The sequence below is a fragment of the Bacillus sp. SDLI1 genome, from assembly GCF_001553895.1.
In the GTDB taxonomy this organism is placed as follows: Bacteria; Bacillota; Bacilli; order Bacillales; family Bacillaceae; genus Bacillus; species Bacillus siamensis.
The window spans coordinates 2451087-2468251 of sequence record NZ_CP013950.1 but is presented as its reverse complement, the minus strand read 5'-3'; the positions used below and the strand labels follow the sequence as shown (position 1 = coordinate 2468251).

Annotated in this window: 15 protein-coding genes and 1 pseudogene; 6 read left to right on the top strand and 10 right to left on the bottom strand. The window is 48.8% G+C overall.

The features are described from left to right. Positions 1-88: 88 nt before the first annotated feature. The 9 genes and pseudogenes from AUL54_RS11830 to AUL54_RS11795 form a co-directional block, all read right to left on the bottom strand. Entirely contained in the window at positions 89-1489 is a 1401-nt protein-coding gene (locus AUL54_RS11830) for a sigma-54 interaction domain-containing protein (protein WP_060965094.1), read from the bottom strand. Between the two features lie 84 nt (positions 1490-1573). Further along, positions 1574-2818: pseudogene (celB, locus tag AUL54_RS11825) on the bottom strand (PTS cellobiose transporter subunit IIC); the annotation flags it as partial. Positions 2819-2951: 133 nt separating this feature from the next. Then, positions 2952-4280, bottom strand: a complete 1329-nt coding sequence (gene licH / locus AUL54_RS11820) for a 6-phospho-beta-glucosidase LicH (RefSeq protein WP_060963949.1) — start codon at positions 4278-4280, stop codon at positions 2952-2954. Beyond that, positions 4277-4609 carry a PTS lichenan transporter subunit IIA gene (gene licA, locus AUL54_RS11815; RefSeq protein WP_060963948.1) on the bottom strand — a complete coding sequence of 111 codons (333 nt, stop codon included), beginning with the start codon at positions 4607-4609 and terminating at the stop codon, positions 4277-4279. Before licA ends, licH begins: the two co-directional genes overlap by 4 nt. An 18-nt stretch (positions 4610-4627) precedes the next feature. After that, positions 4628-5986 carry a PTS cellobiose transporter subunit IIC gene (gene celB / locus AUL54_RS11810; protein ID WP_060963947.1) on the bottom strand — a complete coding sequence of 453 codons (1359 nt, stop codon included), beginning with the start codon at positions 5984-5986 and terminating at the stop codon, positions 4628-4630. Positions 5987-6001: 15 nt separating this feature from the next. Next, positions 6002-6310: a PTS lichenan transporter subunit IIB gene (licB, locus tag AUL54_RS11805; RefSeq protein WP_003150863.1), complete on the bottom strand. Its 309-nt coding sequence runs from the start codon at positions 6308-6310 to the stop codon at positions 6002-6004. A 98-nt stretch (positions 6311-6408) separates the two neighbouring features. Then, entirely contained in the window at positions 6409-8364 is a 1956-nt protein-coding gene (gene licR / locus AUL54_RS11800; RefSeq protein ID WP_060963946.1) for a transcriptional regulator LicR, read from the bottom strand. A gap of 146 nt (positions 8365-8510) precedes the next feature. Then, complete coding sequence (locus tag AUL54_RS21815) at positions 8511-8645, bottom strand: hypothetical protein (RefSeq protein WP_420913148.1); 135 nt, start codon at positions 8643-8645, stop codon at positions 8511-8513. 51 nt (positions 8646-8696) lie between these two features. Continuing rightward, positions 8697-9287 (bottom strand): DNA-3-methyladenine glycosylase, encoded by a 591-nt coding sequence (locus AUL54_RS11795; protein ID WP_060965093.1) that lies wholly within the window; start codon positions 9285-9287, stop codon positions 8697-8699. A gap of 242 nt (positions 9288-9529) precedes the next feature. Here AUL54_RS11795 and AUL54_RS11790 point away from each other — a divergent pair, with 242 nt between their 5' ends. From AUL54_RS11790 to katX, 6 genes are all read left to right on the top strand, one after another. After that, complete coding sequence (locus tag AUL54_RS11790; RefSeq protein WP_235588423.1) at positions 9530-10528, top strand: FecCD family ABC transporter permease; 999 nt, start codon at positions 9530-9532, stop codon at positions 10526-10528. Next, complete coding sequence (locus AUL54_RS11785; RefSeq protein WP_060963944.1) at positions 10529-11542, top strand: FecCD family ABC transporter permease; 1014 nt, start codon at positions 10529-10531, stop codon at positions 11540-11542. It begins immediately after the preceding gene. Positions 11543-11558: 16 nt separating this feature from the next. Beyond that, on the top strand, positions 11559-12455 hold the full coding sequence (locus AUL54_RS11780) for an ABC transporter substrate-binding protein (RefSeq protein ID WP_060963943.1): 897 nt from the start codon (positions 11559-11561) through the stop codon (positions 12453-12455). A 102-nt stretch (positions 12456-12557) separates the two neighbouring features. Next, on the top strand, positions 12558-12908 hold the full coding sequence (locus tag AUL54_RS11775) for an ArsR/SmtB family transcription factor (protein WP_049627633.1): 351 nt from the start codon (positions 12558-12560) through the stop codon (positions 12906-12908). A gap of 13 nt (positions 12909-12921) precedes the next feature. Then, entirely contained in the window at positions 12922-14220 is a 1299-nt protein-coding gene (locus tag AUL54_RS11770; protein ID WP_060963942.1) for an arsenical efflux pump membrane protein ArsB, read from the top strand. Positions 14221-14336: 116 nt separating this feature from the next. Then, positions 14337-15950 carry a catalase KatX gene (gene katX, locus AUL54_RS11765; RefSeq protein WP_060963941.1) on the top strand — a complete coding sequence of 538 codons (1614 nt, stop codon included), beginning with the start codon at positions 14337-14339 and terminating at the stop codon, positions 15948-15950. Between the two features lie 39 nt (positions 15951-15989). Here katX and AUL54_RS11760 read toward each other — a convergent pair whose 3' ends face one another. Next, complete coding sequence (locus tag AUL54_RS11760) at positions 15990-16976, bottom strand: penicillin V amidase (RefSeq protein WP_060963940.1); 987 nt, start codon at positions 16974-16976, stop codon at positions 15990-15992. Positions 16977-17165 lie beyond the last annotated feature (189 nt).

The following is a 17165-nucleotide window of genomic DNA, read 5'->3' as shown; positions in this document are numbered from 1 at the left end:
TTCCAAGTAACGGGGGATTATAAATACGCACAATGAGTTAAAAGTGAATGAAAAGCGGTTACTTCGATTCAAAATGAATTATCTTCATTTATTTTGAATCGATCTTGTATTTTTTGAGCCTCCTGACAACCGTGGCTTGGCTGATCCCTAGTATATCTGCCATCTCATACGTTGTTTTACATTGGCGGTAGGCCCGCTTGAGCCATGCTTTCTCGACTTCTTTTAAAGCGTCCTGCAGTGTGCCCCCACTCGAATTAAATTCGAAGAGCGAGCTCCAATCATAGTCAGCCTGAGTCTTACCAGTCAAAAAACCAATATCTTTTGGATAGATCGTATTGGTGTCAGTCGTAACAATGATTCTTTCAATCATATTCTCGAGTTCTCTTACATTTCCTGGCCAATGGTACTGTAAGAATAGCGGAAACACTTCGGCATGAAAAAACTTGCTTGTCCCATATTTCTGATTGAATTTTTCCAGAAAATGCATCATCAGCTGATCAATTTCTTCTTTTCTTTCTCTTAACGGCGGAATGGTTATGGGGACGACGTTTAAGCGGTAAAATAAATCTTCACGGAATTTTCCCTGCTGAACTAACTCTTCTAAATTCTGATTTGAAGCCGAAACCAGTCGAAAATCGACATGTTTGCCTGTGATTCCGCCAATTCTTGTAACCCTTTTTTCCTGCAGAACTTTTAAGAGTTTGACCTGAATACTAAATGGGAGTTCCCCTACTTCATCAAGAAATAAAGTACCTTTTTGAGCGAGTTCAATCATGCCTGCTTTGCCTTTCTGATTTGCCCCAGTAAATGCACCGCCTTGATAACCGAACATCTCTGATTCAAACAGGTTTTCCGGGATGGCACCGCAATTCACTTCAATGAAAGGGCCCGCCTTACGATGGCTGGCCTGATGGAGGGCGCGGGCAAAAGCCGTTTTTCCTACACCGGATTCACCCAGAAGGACTACATTGGCATCACTCGCCGCAACGCGGTTCAATAATACCCAAAGTTTCTCCATTCGATCGCTATTGATGACAACCTCTCCAGAATTAGCGGTCTTATTTTTCAATTCCTGAATCTCCTTTTCATATCGCCGCATCTTGGATTGAAGCTGTTCATAATCTTCTTTCAGCCGCCTAATCTCCGTTAAATCATGCGAGAAACTGATGATTCTAAATATCTCTCCGTTTTTCATAATCGGAATTCCCGTCGCCATTACGGATTTGCCAGCAGAGGTCGTTTGCATCACTTGAATTTCCTTCTTTTCTTGAATCACTCGTGCGGTAACAGACGGAGAAAAGACCGATCTGCTTTGTAAATCAAACACCGATTTCCCAATGATCTCAGAAAGCGGCCGTCCGTAAATATCTTCACAATTACGACTTGCTTTTAAAACGATCCCTTCCCCATCTGTTATCACAATATTGTCGTTCGAAGCATTTAATATCGCCCCTAACTCTACTTCCAACACTTTCACTACTTCATTCATTAAGCAGCACCCCTTTATAGATGATTCTTTTAAGGTATCATAATTTTCAGACTTCATAATAAAAAGAGCCCTATTTGGTTTGGGCTCGTTCTTTTTCTTAGATTTTCTAAAGAATGGATAATATACGGTGAATGAGATGGCGATATTGATGATTTGCATGACAGCTCCTGATATTTCCACCCGTAGCCAGATAGCCTGAAAAGATCGGCGGCATCGTCCATGGCACAAATATTCCTGTTGGCTTTGCAACTAGGCCGGTGCTCATCCCAATGTAAATGACAGTTACCGTTAAGAGCGGCGTGATGATAAAGGGGATTAACAGCATCGGATTCCTGACAATCGGCAAACCGAAAATAATCGGTTCATTAATATTAAAGCAGGCAGGACCAAGCGCAAGATGGCTGAGCTGCTTCATTTGCTTTTGAACGAACCGCCCCGCTTCCGCCAATATTAATAAATATGTCGAAAAGTTGTTTTGTAAAAATATGCGGCAATGCTTCAGCGGCCTGAAACGCAAGTCGCTTCTCATCCATTGCACCATACCAAATCGGAAACATGATTCCGCCGACGATGCTTGCGCCATGCAAACCGCAGGACCATAAAGCATTTGTGTAAATTCAGCTATTAAACTCCCCGTCAGACTTCCGCCAAGGTTTGCCTAAAAGTTCTCCTATCACGTTGTGAAGGCTTTGAAAAGGCGTGAGTTCAATGAATGACCTTGCTGCCCAGACAACGCCAATGACTGCGAAACCTGGAATAAACGCTGTAAATGATTTGCAGACTGCAGGAGGTACGCCTATCAGGCATTTTGAAGACAATTTTCTTCTGAATAATCCACCTGTAGATTTCAGTTGAGAGCATAGCAATAACCATTGCGACAAATAGACCTTTACTGCCCATTAACGAAACAGGAATGCCGCCTGAGACAAGGACCTCCTTTGTTAACCCATCTGGTGTAAACGGAATTTGATAAGGTGTCGCCAGCAGAAATGCAGCAACTGCAATGGCTCCAGCTGAAAGAGCATCCACTTTATACTTTTCTGCCAAGCGAAAAGAAATGCCGAATGTCGCGTCGAGCGCCATGATGCCGCAGGTTGCACTGACCGGGTAAGATAATTGATCTGCCCATTGCTTACCGAATAAACCAGCCATAAAATCTGCATAACCAGGGATCGGCAAATTCGCTAAAATTAGAAACAGCGACCCAATAATAATCAGCGGCATTGTTAAGACAATGCCATCGCGGAGAGACTGCAGGTGACGCTGGCCAGCTACCCTTGCAGCTGCGGGCATGACTTTCTCTTCCAGGATTCTGTTCAATGAACTCAAGTTCGAATCCCTCCTTTATCTAATAAAGAATGAGTCGAACGCGGGGTGCAAAGTTGTTTCAATGGGGCTGGATTTAAGCGGCAGTCTGGTGAAATAAAATAGGTTCCAGCACACCCGTACTGGAACCTTTTGTTTAAGCTTCGACAGAGTTAAAAAATTTTGGAAGATATTCTTTATGCGCCTCAAGCATTTCATCGAGTATTTCTTTCGCGATCTTATCAGATGGCACAAGCGGATTGATCGTCATCGCAAGGAGCGCCGTTTGATAATCTCCCGTGACGGCTGCTTCAGCGGCCACGCGTTCAAATGATTTGATTTGCTGGACGAGCCCGCGGACGGATACCGGCAGATCACCGACGGCGATCGGTTTCGGTCCGTCTTTCGTTATGACACAGTTCACTTCGACTGCTGAGTCATTCGGGATGCTGGCGATCGCGCTGTTGTTTATCGTATTGACGGGCTGGATATCATGTTTGTCGTTATAGATGGAGCTGATCAGGTTGCAGGCCGCGTCACTGTAGTACGCTCCGCCCCGTTTCTCAAGCTGCGGCGGTTTGATGGCGAGATTCGGGTCTTTATACAGTTCGAACAGTTCTTTCTCAACCTTCTGCACGACTTCGGCGCGTGTGCCCTCCGTCTGTGACGCTTCTATTTCATGCTCGAGCATTTCTTTCGTTTTGAAATAATAGCGGTGGTAGCCGCAAGGAATCAGATCGAGCGCCTTCAGGAATTCAGGCTCCCATTCCGCTCCGGAAATGTTCTTCATCGTCATGGCGTTTTCCGGGTCTCCCATGGCTTCGATGACTTTATCCTTCACGCTGACACCGTCTAAGAAAACATCTAATCCGAAGACCATGTGATTCAGCCCGGCAAATTGCACCTCAATCCGGCTGACATCGACATCCAAGGCTTTAGCGACGCCCATTTTAATGCCGATCGGCACATTGCAGAGGCCGACGACTTTTGTGAGATTCGAGTAGCGAAGCAAGGCCTCGGTAACCATGCCGGCAGGGTTTGTGAAATTCACGAGCCATGCATTCGGACAAAGCTCTTCGATGTCTTTCGCGATTTCCAGAATAACCGGAATGGTGCGCAGCCCTTTGAATAAACCGCCCGGGCCGTTTGTCTCCTGCCCGATTACGCCGTATTTTAACGGAATCCGTTCATCTTTGGCGCGGGCCTCAAGAAGACCGACGCGGAATTGAGTTGTTACGAAATCCGCATCCTTCAAGGCTTCTCTCCGGTCAAGCGTCAGGTGAACCTCTATTGGAACCCCCGCTTTTTCGACCATGCGTTTTGCAAGCGTGCCGACGATATTGAGTTTTTTCTCGCCTTCGGGAATGTCGACGAGCCATAATTCTCTGACAGGCAGTTCATCATAGCGCTTAATGATGCCTTCCACAAGCTCCGGTGTATAGCTTGAACCTCCGCCGATCGTTACAATTTTAATTCCTTTTGTCATATTTTTGCTCCCCCTTGCAGACTCACTTTTTCATAAATCTCGACTAACTCTGCGGCCAAGTCTTTCACGGTCATGGCATTCATTAAATGGTCTTGCGCATGTACCATCAAAAGCGTCATGTCTGTTTTTTCTCCGCCGGCTTCATTTTGGATCAGTTCTGTCTGATAATGATGGGCTTCAGTCAGTTCCCTTGCGGCTTCCTGAAGCTTTTCTTCCGCCAGGGCTCTGTCTCCCTGCTTTGCGGCGGCAATGGCCTCCATTGATGCGCTTCTGCCATTGCCGCCATGCAGGATGATCTGAAAAATGGTCTGTTCCATTTTCTCATTCATGTCTTTCACTCCCTTTCTCTAAAGCACGGCTTTTTGGTCTCCCTGTACGGCTGGCGCCTGCGATTGTTCAAGTTCGTTTTCTTCTTTCAGCTTTTGCGAATCCCACATTCTGAAGAACGGATAGTACACGATAAAGGCTGCGATGATATTAATCGCCTGCATGACAGCCCCTGATATTTTTCCGCCTGTGGCCAGATAGCCGGAGAAAATCGGCGGCATCGTCCACGGGACGGCAATGCCGGCAGGTTTGGCGACGAGGCCTGTGCTCATGCCGATATAGGTAAGAGTCAGTGTGACAAGCGGTGTGATGATGAACGGGATGAGAAGCATCGGGTTCATGACGATCGGCATTCCGAAAATAATCGGCTCATTAATATTAAAGACGGCCGGCCCGATGGCGAGTTTCCCAAGCTGCTTCATCTGCTTGCTTCGCGCGCGGAGAAACATGGTGACCACGAGCGCCAGTGTCGCGCCGCTTCCTCCGATGTTGATCCAGATTTCAAAGAACTGCTGGGTGAAAATATTCGGCAGCGCATCGCCCGCCTGAAATGCAATCCGGTTGGCATCCATCGCTCCGAACCAGATCGGCGCCATGACGCCGCCGACAATGTTCGCCCCGTGTAATCCGCACGCCCACAAGAGCATTTGAACCGTTTCGGCTATCAGGCTTCCGCCGAGACTTCCCCCAAGAATCGAGAGCGGTGTCCCCAATACAACGCTTACAATATTATGAAGGCTTTCAAACGGCGTCGCTTCGACGATTAAATGCGCACCCCAGATGAGAAAGACAACGGCAAAACCGGGAATTAAAGCGACAAACGATTTGCTGACCGCCGGAGGCACGCCGTCCGGCATTTTGAAGACGAAATTCCGCTGGATGATCAGGCGGTAGATTTCCGTCGACAGCATGGCGATGATCATTGCAACAAACAGCCCTTTGCTTCCCATGAGAGAAAGCGGAATGCCGCCGCCCACCATGATTTCCTCTTTTGCGCCGGACGGCAGAAACGGAACTTTGTACGGCGTTGCCAAAAGAAACGCCGCCAGAGATATCGCACCGGCCGATAAAGCGTCCACCCCGTATTTTTCGGCCAAGCGGTAGGCGATTCCAAAAGCGGCGACAAGGCCCATGATTTCAAAGGTCGCATCAACCGGATATTGCAGTTTTTGAGACCACGCGCTTCCGAACGTCTTCGCCATGAAATCCGCGTATCCCGGAATCGGCAGGTTGCCGATGATCAGAAAAAACGAACCGATGATGATAAGCGGCATGGTGAGGATGATCCCGTCACGCAATGCTTGCAGATGCCGCTGGGAAGCAATTTTCCCGGCAATGGGCATGACTTTCTCTTCTAAAAACTGATTCACCTTATTCACACGGCCCGCCCCTTTCTACGATGCGTTTCCGAGCTGTTCTGCTGATTTCAGAACCTCCGCTCCGTTGCATGTGCCGTAATGGACGGTATTAATGACTTCAACCGGCACTCCTTTTGATTCACCCAATTTTTTCAGCTGCGGAAGCAAATAACGGACTTGAGGCCCAAGCAGCAATACGTCCGCTTTATCAATATGCTGGTTGACTGAATCGCCTGAGACAGCCCAGATTTTATATTCTTTTCCTTGTTCCTGCGCGCTTTTTTCCATCTTTGTAACGAGTAAGCTTGTTGACATCCCTGCTGCACAAACGAGTAATATATTCATGTAAAAGACCTCCTGAAAGTTTGATATTTTGTATGTCTCGGTGTTAATACCATCATATTATGAAATCGCTTTCATAACTACTCAGGCTTTTTCCGCTGCTAACGGAAAAAAGGTGTATCCCGGTCTTTCTCTGATCGTTTGTCTCTGAATACTTGTAAAACCTCGTGATAGGCTGTGCATTTTAAGAGACGGCTCACCGCGGCCGGATCATCTAACATGCCCCCCAGCCATTTGTACATATGCTGGAGGTCGGCTTTGCTCTCTTTCTCGACGCAAAGCAGGCAGACAAATTGGACACGCTTATCCGCCCAGTCAATCGGTTTTTTCAGCGTGCACACCGCCCAAAACGTCGTGTCTGTCTGCGGAACGAGCGGATGCGGAATCGCCGTGAGATTGCCGAAACTCGTAGGAGAAATTGCTTCCCTTTCAAAAATAGAATCGGTCAGAGTATCAGAAGCGAGGCCGGCTTTTGCAACCTGATGTCCGAGAAAACGGATGACGTCCTCCTTCGTCTCCAGATCCTGCTGCAAAAAAACCAGCTCCGGTTTCAGAAAGTTCAATTGTTCCCGCTTTTCTTCCAGCATGGCGTCGATTTTTGTAAAATCCCCGCCTCCCAACAGTGTATGAACCTTTAATACGGGAACGGGCAGGTCTTTTTTGATCGGCACTGTACTGACCACAAAATCAATCGACTCAAAGGAAAGCTGGTCAAGGCTGCAGTAATCAGCCGTTCCGACGATTTCAAGGCGCTTTGCGAACCGTGAACGGAGCTTTTCTCTTAAAAGCTGCGCGCTGCCGGCGCCGGACGCACAGACAATCAAGCAGCGTTTAGGCGGCCGTTCTGTCTTTCTCCTTTCGATGGCCGCTCCGAAATGAAGCGCCAAGTATCCGATCTCATTTTCATGGATATCAATGCCGGTTTGCTCCTTAATCACGATTCCCGCAATCACTCCCGCTTCAAATGCGAGCGGGTAATTTTCCTTTATGGCGGAAAGCATCGGGTTTCTCAGGTTCATTCCGTACCGGTTTCGGTTAATCGCCGGCTTGATATGGAGCGCAAGACCGGCTTTCAGCTCATTATCGTCCGTGATTCCGAGCTTCAGCTCCCGCTCAATGGCTTCAATCATCGCCTCTGTCAAACGGCTGGTCTCCCCGTCTATCAACCTTGTAAGCTCTTTTCCTTCCATTTGTGACTGGGTCATGCGTTTTGTCCCGAGCAGGTGAATGGCGATATAGGCGGTTTCCTGTTCAGGAAAGGTGACAGATAGCGCCGATTCAAGCTCTTTGACGATGGCTTCCGCTGACTGATATTCTGTTTCAAGCTTAATATCATGAAGATCCTCCGGAATGAGAGATACATAGTTTTCTGTCCGGATTCGTTTGCAGGCAATGGCGATATGGATGATGAGATTGTTCAGGCCGAAGAAAGAAAGCGGGATCTTATGGTTTCGAACCTGCTTCATAATGGCTGATCGGATCACTTGAATGTCGTCTTTCGGCAGAATACCGGCCTTCTCACTCAGGAGATCAGGCTCAGGCTCGCGGTCGTCCACTAAGTATTCCGCCATACAATAACGGAGACGGAGCTCTTCACCGCGCAGTTTAAAGCCGTAGTTCGGCCTTGTTTCCAAAATGATGTCATAGGGGCGGAGCCGTTTTTTTACTTCTTTCAGATCGGATTGAAGTGTGGATTTACTGATGAACAATTCTTCTGCCAAGTCATCCAGCTTGAGGTAGCCGTCGGTCAGAAGCAGTCTTTTCATAAGATAATCTATCCGTTCTTCGGGAAAAATCGGCACGGCGCTGTTCTGCTGGAAATTGTCCTGAAGCCAGTTTTTAAACGGCTGCTCATCCCGGATCAGCAGCTTATAGCCGCTCCCTCTGACAGACTGAATGGAAGCGCCGTGTTTTTCGACAATGGTTTGCAGTTCCTTTATGTCATTGCGGACCGTCCGCGTCGTTACCTTTACTTTTGCAGCGATGACTGAGCTTGTAACCGGTGTTTCAGCAGCTAAAAGCAAGCGCAGAAGTTCACGAAGCCGCCCATGAAGCATGAGAAAAACCTCCTATCAGATCAGATGCAGACGTAAAAAATAGGCAAAAAGGATGGAAAAGGGGTAAATGTATGTAAATTCTATAATGGGGAGGTTTTCAAGTCAATGCGGCAGCCTGAGGCAAAGCCCGTAAAAAAACAGCCGGATCAGCCGGCTGTTCGGGATGCGGACATGCGGTTTCGCTTAGATGCCTTCCGATCTTTTATGATTTTTCTGATGATCGGATAGATGACGGGCGCCCATTTGATAATTGTTTTGAAAAATTTTTTCAATGTTTGAATCCCCTTTCTTTTACCTTGTCTTTCCCCTATTATCAGCGGCTGTAAACATAGTCAGCGTGAGACATACCGGTTCCCCGTCACCCAATAGCGCCACGGATAATCCCGGGCTTCTCCGCTGTTGTCAATCCCGATTCTCGGGCCAGTTGATATATGCTCCGGTGTAAAGCCTTCCGTAATATACAGCGGCGGTTCCGTGATCATGCCGCCGTAGTCATTCATTGAAATGCCCATCGCCTTCGTCAGCTTCCCCGGGCCGTTTGTCCACTCTCTCGGGGGTCTGCCCGGTCTCCTGTGCTCCATCAGGAACTGACCTTCATGGGGCTGTGCCGCCCTGATTAACACGGCCTGCGGAATGCCGATGTCAGCGGCGACGACGTTCATTAATGTATGGGTGTGCATGACGTATGTATAAATGCGGCCCGCCTCGTGGAACATAATTTCCGTCCGTTTCGTGCGCCGGTTGCCAAAGCTGTGCGCCGCCCGGTCTTCCGCTCCCATATAAGCTTCCGTTTCCACGATAAAGCCTGAAGCCGTTCCCTCATCTGTCTCTTTTACTAAGAGACAGCCGAGCAATAAAGGAGCAAGCTCTACTGACGGCCTTTGGTAAAATTCAATCGGCAAAGGCTTTCGTTCTCCCGCCATTTGTCTCCCCCCTTTCTGATTATATTCAATTCCCTCTTTCACGTTTTTCACTTCTTTTTTACAATATAAACATGAAAGAAAAAAGGGCATCATTGTTGAACACTCTATTGCGTTTTGAAAATCGGCTGGTTATAATATGATGGTTCAAATGAAAATGATTCTCATGTTCAATAAATACCGGACAATGATCATAAAAGTAGGTGAATTGATTTTTGAGCGATTCTGTCACGTCCGCAAGCCGTCTGATCGGCATCTTAAAAAACGGGATTTTCTTCCTGATCGCGGTAATCGGACTGCTTGTGTCTATTTTTTTCGCCGTCTCATTCGGCGCGAAAGACATTACTTTACATACGGTGTGGTCGGCGATTGCTGATTACAATCCAAACATGACGGGCCAGCAGATCATTCATGAATTGCGTCTGCCGAGAGTGCTCGGCGCGGCCGTTACAGGCGCCGCATTTGCAGCAGCGGGCGCCCTCATGCAAGGTGTCACGAGAAACCCGCTTGCCGATTCGGGTGTCTTAGGCGTAAATGCGGGAGCCATGTTTGTTGTTGCGCTCAGCTTTGCTTTTTTCCCTCATTTGTCATACGCCCTGCTGATGGTAATGTCGTTTTTGGGCGCACTGGCAAGCACAGGCTTGATTTTCTTTATCAGCGCGGCGGGAAAAAGCAGCATGACACCTTTAAAGGTGACGCTTGCCGGGGCGGTTGTAGCCGCTCTATTACATTCACTCAGCACAGGTGTGGCGATTTATTACGATTTAAGCCAGGATTTGGCCTTCTGGTACGCCGGCGGGGTCTCAGGAATCAAGTGGGCTCATTTACAAGTCCTTGCTCCCGTGATTGCGGTCTTCATCATTCTCGCGACATTCATGGGCCGGTCCGTCACCCTTCTCTCAATGGGAAATGACGTTGCGGCGAATTTAGGGGTGAACACCGCTCTGACGCGTGCCGCGGGATTAATGATCGCCGTCGTTCTTGCCGGTGTGTCTGTTTCCGCTGCCGGTGCAATCGGCTTCGTCGGGCTGGTCATCCCCCATATCGCCCGCAAGTTCGTCGGCGTTACGTACAGGCTGATTATTCCGATGTCCGCGTTGCTTGGGGCGATTCTTTTGATTTTGGCCGACTTGGCCTCACGCACGGTCAGTCCCCCGAGAGAATTGGCAATAGGCATCATGGTCGCTCTTGTCGGTGTCCCTTTCTTTCTTTATATTGCCCGCAAGGAAGGGAGAGAATTATAAATGAAGGTGCAGAAGGAAACCAAAAAAGCGGCGGCGGCAGGCCTCATTCTGCTGATCATCGCCGTTTGCATTATTCTGATCGGGCTGCATACGGGCTCATTCCGGCTTTCTCCCTTTACGGTGGGAAAAACGCTGTTCGGATACGGCACGTTTCAAAGCACAACCGTTTTATTCGATTACCGGCTCCCCCGGATACTGGTGACGATGCTGGCCGGTATCGGCTTAGGCGTGTCGGGCGCTATTTTGCAGGGCGTATCCCGGAATCCGCTTGCCGATCCGGGTATCCTTGGGCTTCATGCCGGGGCTTCGTTCGGCCTGATGATGTATATCACGTTCTTTCATTCACTTGAGGCGCAGGCGTCGATGTTCATCCCGTTATTTACGTTTGCGGGCGGAACCCTCGCCGCCCTGCTGATCGTAGTGCTCACGTACGACAGGCTGAACGGCTTTTTAACGATCCGCATGCTGTTAGTCGGGATTGCCGTTTCCGCGGGCTTCAGCGCCGTTACATTGTTTATGTCGCTGCGTCTGAATGAAGAAACCTATACATTCGCTTCCCGCTGGCTGGTGGGAAACGTCTGGGGCAGGGACTGGATTCACGTGTGGTCGCTATTGCCCTGGATCGGCATTCTCGCCCCGCTTGCATGGCTTAACGCCCGGTCTTTGAACATTTTAATGCTCGGTGACCAGGCCGCCGCAGGACTTGGCGCACACGTGCAGAGAAAAAGGATCATGCTGATCGCCATAGCGGTCGGCCTGTCTTGCGCGAGTGTGGCGATGGCCGGCGGAATCGGCTTTATCGGCTTTGCCGCCCCTCACTTGGCGAGACGGCTCGTCGGCACCATGCATCAGCATATCATCCCGATTGCGGGGTTAATCGGCCTTGTCATTCTTGTCGCGGCAGATACCATCGGCCGCTCTCTGTTTCAGCCGAACGCCATTCCGGCCGGCGTGGTTGCTGCAGCCATCGGCGCGCCGTATTTTCTCTATCTGGTTATGAAAATCAAAACATAAAATAAGGAGTCTTCTCATGAAAAAAATAATTGCCCTCGTCAGTTTCATGTGTATTTTCTTATTGGCTGCCTGCCAATCCGATTCAACACAGCCGGAGACAAATAAGGCATCCGGCGATCATAAAATTGCTTCGATGTCCATTCACCTGACAAATGATCTGCTGGCTCTCGGCATTACACCGGCCGGTTCCGTCGTGGGCGGAGAATTAAAAGATTTTCTCCCTCATGTAAAAAATCAGCTGAAAGACACGAAAAAACTCGGCCCTGCCTCAGATCCGGATATGGAAGCGTTACTCGAACTGAACCCTGACAACATTTATCTTGATAAAGAATTTGCAGGAAAAGATGTGTCAAAATACAAGAAAATCGGAAACACACACGTTTTCGACCTTGATAAAGGCACTTGGCGCGATCATTTAAAAGACATCGGAAAAATCGTCAACCGTGAAAAAGAAGCGAAAACCTTTATTCAAGATTACGAAGATGAAACAAAACAAGTCAAATCTATGATCGATAAGGAATTAGGAAAAAACGCCAAAGTCATGGCGATCCGCGTGAATGCAAAAGAACTTCGCGTCTTCAGCACACGCCGCCCGATGGGTCCGATTCTGTTTGATGACCTGAAACTGAAGCCTGCTGACGGCATTAAAGACATGAACACCTCCCGCCCTTATGAGGTCATTTCTCAGGAAGTGCTGCCGGATTACAACGCAGATGCGATTTTCGTGGTCGTTAACAGAGACGACAAGTCACAGCAAGCTTTTAAAGAATTGCAAAAAAGCGCTGTATGGAAAGGGCTGAAGGCCGTGAAAGCAAACCACGTCTATAAGATTGCCGATCAGCCTTGGCTTGATTATTCGGCACTGGGAAATAAATTAGCAATGGATGAAGCGAAAAAGCTGTTCCAAAAATAAACATGAGCCGGTTTTGCAAAACGTGCAAAGCCGGCTTTTTTATATTGTTATTTACTTATATAAACAGCCGCTTATATAATGATGTAAAAAAAGAGTGAGAGCATGCAACGGCAGCATAACGCCTTAAGTTCCGAAGGGGTCAGCCAATGCCTCAAGCTTCTCAGCGACACGACAAGGCTTTTGATGCTGAAGTTTCTGAAGGAGAAGGAATACTGTGTCTGTGAGCTGACGGCCATATTTGGCATGAGTCAGCCCGGCATCAGCCAGCACTTGCGGAAATTAAAGAACGCCGGGCTTGTGCGGGAAAGACGGGAAGGCCAGTGGCGGTACTATGCCATTCATCCGTCCGGTCCGGAATACGCGCTGGTCCGCTCCATTCTGCAGCAGATAGATGAAAAAGACGGCGTTTTACAGACATTGCGGCAAAAAGAAGTCACTGTGTCATGCCGATAAGGAGGATATATTCTTGGGAATTGCGGTTTTATCAGCGCTGATTTTTGTGCTGACACTTGTATTTGTCATTTGGCAGCCGAAACATATATCAATCGGCTGGTCTGCCTGCGGCGGAGCGGTCCTCGCTTTGATTGCGGGGGCAGTCAGCCTGCATGATATCGCGGAAGTGACGGGAATCGTCTGGAATGCGACACTTGCCTTTATCGCCATTATTATCATTTCATTGATTCTTGACAGCATCGGGTTTTTTGAATGGGCCGCGCTGCATATGGCCATGGCGGCCAAAGGCAGCGGGCTGCGGATGTTTCTCTATGTTTCCATCTTAGGGGCTGTGGTCTCCGCCCTGTTTGCCAATGACGGAGCGGCGCTCATTTTGACGCCGATCGTACTGGCGATGGTGCGGGCTTTGGATTTACCTGAAAAGCTGGTTTTTCCGTTTATTATCGCCGGAGGGTTCATCGCCGACACCACCTCGCTCCCGCTCGTGGTCAGCAATTTGGTCAATATCGTATCCGCGGATTACTTTCATATCGGATACATTGAATATGCATCACGCATGCTGGTGCCCAACCTTTTTTCTTTGGCGGCAAGCATTTTGGTGCTGTATCTCTATTTCAGAAAAAACATTCCGAAACGGTTTGACACCGGCCTTGTGAAACATCCTGCATCCGCCATTAAGGATGAGCGCCTTTTCCGGTTATCATGGGGTGTCCTGGCCGTTTTATTGATCGGGTATTTCGTCAGCGCGCTGCTGTCGATCCCTGTGTCCTTCGTTGCCGGCTCCATCGCGGTTATTTTTCTCATTCTGGCGCAGCGAAGCCCCGCCGTCCCTGCAAAACAAGTCATCAAGGACGCCCCGTGGGCCATCGTGTTTTTTTCTGTCGGCATGTATGTTGTCGTGTACGGCTTGCGGAATGCCGGACTGACGGATCTTCTTTCTCAGCTTATTCAGAAAGCGGCGGATCACGGACTGTTTGCGGGGACACTCGGAATGGGTTTTATCGCTGCGGTTCTGTCCTCCGTTATGAATAACCTGCCGACGGTGATGATTGACGCCATAGCCATCAGCGGAACGGACGCTCACGGTCTGATGAGAGAAGCATTGATTTACGCGAATGTTATCGGTTCGGACCTCGGACCGAAAATCACGCCGATCGGGTCGCTGGCGACATTGTTATGGCTCCATGTGCTGAGCCGGAAAAACGTGAAAATTTCCTGGGGAATGTATTTCAAAACAGGTCTGATATTAACCGTTCCGACGTTATTCATCACCCTGATCGGTCTTTATTTATGGCTGTTATGGCTGGACTGAGTATGGAACGGCCGATCTTTGACACCGATTGCGGAATAGCCGCTTCTTTTGAAAACGGGTTTTAAAAAACGGCTCTGCTGGGCATATTGTTACCGTTCAAAAAGGAGGGTTCAGCAATGGAAAATAACAAAGACAGCGAAGAAGCGCTTTCCAGTAAGACGACCGGTAAAGGCGAGTCAGAAGACACGCTGACAAACCGGCAGGGCCATCCGGTCACTGACAACCAGAATGTCAGGACAGTCGGCAATAGAGGGCCGACGACATTGGAGAATTACGATTTTTTGGAGAAAATCAGCCACTTTGACCGTGAACGGATTCCCGAGCGCGTCGTTCACGCGCGCGGCGCCGGCGCACACGGATACTTTGAGGCGTACGGAAGTTTTGGAGACGAGGAGATTTCAAAATACACAAGGGCAAAGGTGTTTCAAAAGAAAGGAACGAAAACACCGGCGTTTGTGCGCTTTTCAACCGTCAATCACGGAAAGCACTCGCCGGAAACACTGCGTGATCCCCGGGGTTTTGCCGTTAAGCTTTATACGGAAGACGGCAACTGGGATCTGGTCGGCAATAACTTGAAAATCTTTTTTATCCGTGATCCGCTGAAGTTTCCGGATCTTGTTCACGCATTTCAGCCTGATCCGGTTACGAACATACAGGACGGTGAGCGTATTTTCGACTTCATCTCCCAATCACCGGAAGCGACTCATATGATCACTTTCTTGTTTTCGCCGTGGGGCATTCCGGCCAACTACCGGCAGATGCAGGGCTCAGGCGTCCACGCGTACAAATGGGTCAATGAAGAAGGAAAAGCCGTGCTCGTCAAATATCACTTTGAACCGAAACAAGGCATCCGCAACCTGACACAGAAGGAAGCGGAAGAGATTCAAGGGAAAAACTTTAACCATGCGACACAGGATTTGTATGAAGCAATTGAAAATGGCGATTATCCGGAGTGGGAAGTGTATGCCCAAATCATGACTGATGACGAGCATCCCGAACTGGATTTTGATCCGCTTGACCCGACAAAGCTATGGTATAAAGACGATTTTCCTTGGAAGCCGATCGGCAAATTGGTGCTCAATAAAAATCCGGAAAACTACCATGCCGAGGTGGAACAAGCCTCATTCGGAACGGGCGTGCTTGTGGACGGCCTTGATTTTTCAGATGACAAATTGCTTCAGGGGCGGACATTCGCCTATTCAGATACCCAGCGGTACCGCGTCGGCGCAAATTATCTGCAGCTTCCGATCAACTCGCCGAAAAAGCATGTCGCCACCAACCAGGAAGGCGGGCAAATGCAGTATCGGGTCGATCGGGCAGAAGGGCAAAACCCGCACGTCAACTATGAGCCGTCTATTATGGGCGGACTGAAAGAAGCGAAGCAGGATGGGAAAGACCATACGCCTCATGTCGAAGGCGATGTGAAGCGGGAAGCGATCGACCGGTCGAATAACTTCGGCCAAGCCGGAGAAACGTACCGCCGCTTTTCGGAATTTGAACGGAACGAATTGATCACAAACTTGGTCAATACGCTCTCTTCCTGCCGGAAAGACATTCAGGATCAAATGATTGAGAATTTCACAAAAGCAGATCCGGACTATGGACAACGCGTGGCGGAAGGGCTGAAAAAAGCCTCCGAAAGCAACAGCGGCGGGCCGATCGGCACTACGGATGCGGCACAGGCGGCAAAGCAGGCTGAACGGGAAAGCCATCCGTCAGATCCGTATTAAACAAAAAAAACAGGACAATCGCGTCCTGTTTTTTTTGAGCTAATTAAGCTCCTGTATATTCTGCTCCGCCACAGCCGCAAATACTTTCGGCTCCGGACGGTCAAGATCTTCATGGAATAAACTTACTTTATGGATCTGCCGGTTGTCGTACAGATGAAAGTAATAGCTCCCCGTGTCACAGCACATAACGGACGTATACTGCGTATAATCAATTTCATTCTCCTCGGTGATCACCGCGCCTTTTGGAATATTCATATTAGACAGCACGTGAAAAGCGGCCGTAACGCCATCTGTTTCATGAGCGGCAAGCTCTAAATGCTCTTTCAGGTAAGCGGCCCTGATGAATCGGGATGGCGGCGTGTAGTCACCGGGAAGCCCGATCGTTCCTGACCCTTGGCCGAATGCGGTTAATGTCATTCCGCCTAATGTTTTGCTTTCTGACTGCTGCGGCCTGATTCCGATATAATGGCGCAGATTGGTCACATGCCAAGGAAATTCAGGACTGTTGGTCATCACTCCGGGTTTGTTGTCATAGACTTTCATACCTTCCGGCGTCGGCTCGATCACAATGCAGCTCCCCGTGCGGTCTGATAAAATCCAATGAAGGGGCAGCACCGTATCCAATAACATTAACTTCTTCTCTACAATTGTCAGTGAAGCGAGCTTTTCCTTTACGTCTTCAAGAGATTCACAGTTTGATAAGACCCATGTGACGAACTCATGAGGAGCGATGTGGCACGTGCCCTCCCGTTCCGCTTTCTCGTATCCCGCAAAGCCCGGAAAATACAGCGTCGCACAAGACAGCCCTTTTTCATTCACGCCGTCGGCAAACAGAATATTGCCGAGATTTCTCCCCATGCCGATAAATGCGTATTTCGTCTTATGCAGCCTGCCGTCAGCTTCGCTTTTCCAGCTGTACTGACGAGGGTACAGCATGACGTCGGTGTCGAGCTGAAAAGCAAAATCCATCGTTCGCGCCAATAGGTGATTACCATCTGCCGTTTTCAATGTAAGACTTGTACACATATCATCAATCCCCTTTTCATTTATGAAATTTACACAAAGTAAACTATTCTTAAAGCTTAGCGAATAATGATTCCATTCGTCAAAAGATTGACACATTTCTCCTTCATATATATTAGTCCGTAAGCATATCCATGCCTTTTAAACCCCGGTAAATCGTTTTGGCGGCAGTGTCTGTTCGGTTTCACAAAA

Coding starts and splice junctions, on each gene's coding strand:
- AUL54_RS11830 (WP_060965094.1), bottom strand. CDS start 1,489: ATGAATGAAGTAGTGAAAGTGTTGGAAGTAGAGTTAGGGGCGATATTA.
- licH (WP_060963949.1), bottom strand. CDS start 4,280: ATGACAAAAGGAATTAAAATTGTAACGATCGGCGGAGGTTCAAGCTAT.
- licA (WP_060963948.1), bottom strand. CDS start 4,609: ATGAATGAGAAAATGGAACAGACCATTTTTCAGATCATCCTGCATGGC.
- licB (WP_003150863.1), bottom strand. CDS start 6,310: ATGAATATATTACTCGTTTGTGCAGCAGGGATGTCAACAAGCTTACTC.
- licR (WP_060963946.1), bottom strand. CDS start 8,364: ATGCTTCATGGGCGGCTTCGTGAACTTCTGCGCTTGCTTTTAGCTGCT.
- AUL54_RS11795 (WP_060965093.1), bottom strand. CDS start 9,287: ATGGCGGGAGAACGAAAGCCTTTGCCGATTGAATTTTACCAAAGGCCG.
- AUL54_RS11785 (WP_060963944.1), top strand. CDS start 10,529: ATGAAGGTGCAGAAGGAAACCAAAAAAGCGGCGGCGGCAGGCCTCATT.
- AUL54_RS11780 (WP_060963943.1), top strand. CDS start 11,559: ATGAAAAAAATAATTGCCCTCGTCAGTTTCATGTGTATTTTCTTATTG.
- AUL54_RS11775 (WP_049627633.1), top strand. CDS start 12,558: ATGCAACGGCAGCATAACGCCTTAAGTTCCGAAGGGGTCAGCCAATGC.
- katX (WP_060963941.1), top strand. CDS start 14,337: ATGGAAAATAACAAAGACAGCGAAGAAGCGCTTTCCAGTAAGACGACC.
- AUL54_RS11760 (WP_060963940.1), bottom strand. CDS start 16,976: ATGTGTACAAGTCTTACATTGAAAACGGCAGATGGTAATCACCTATTG.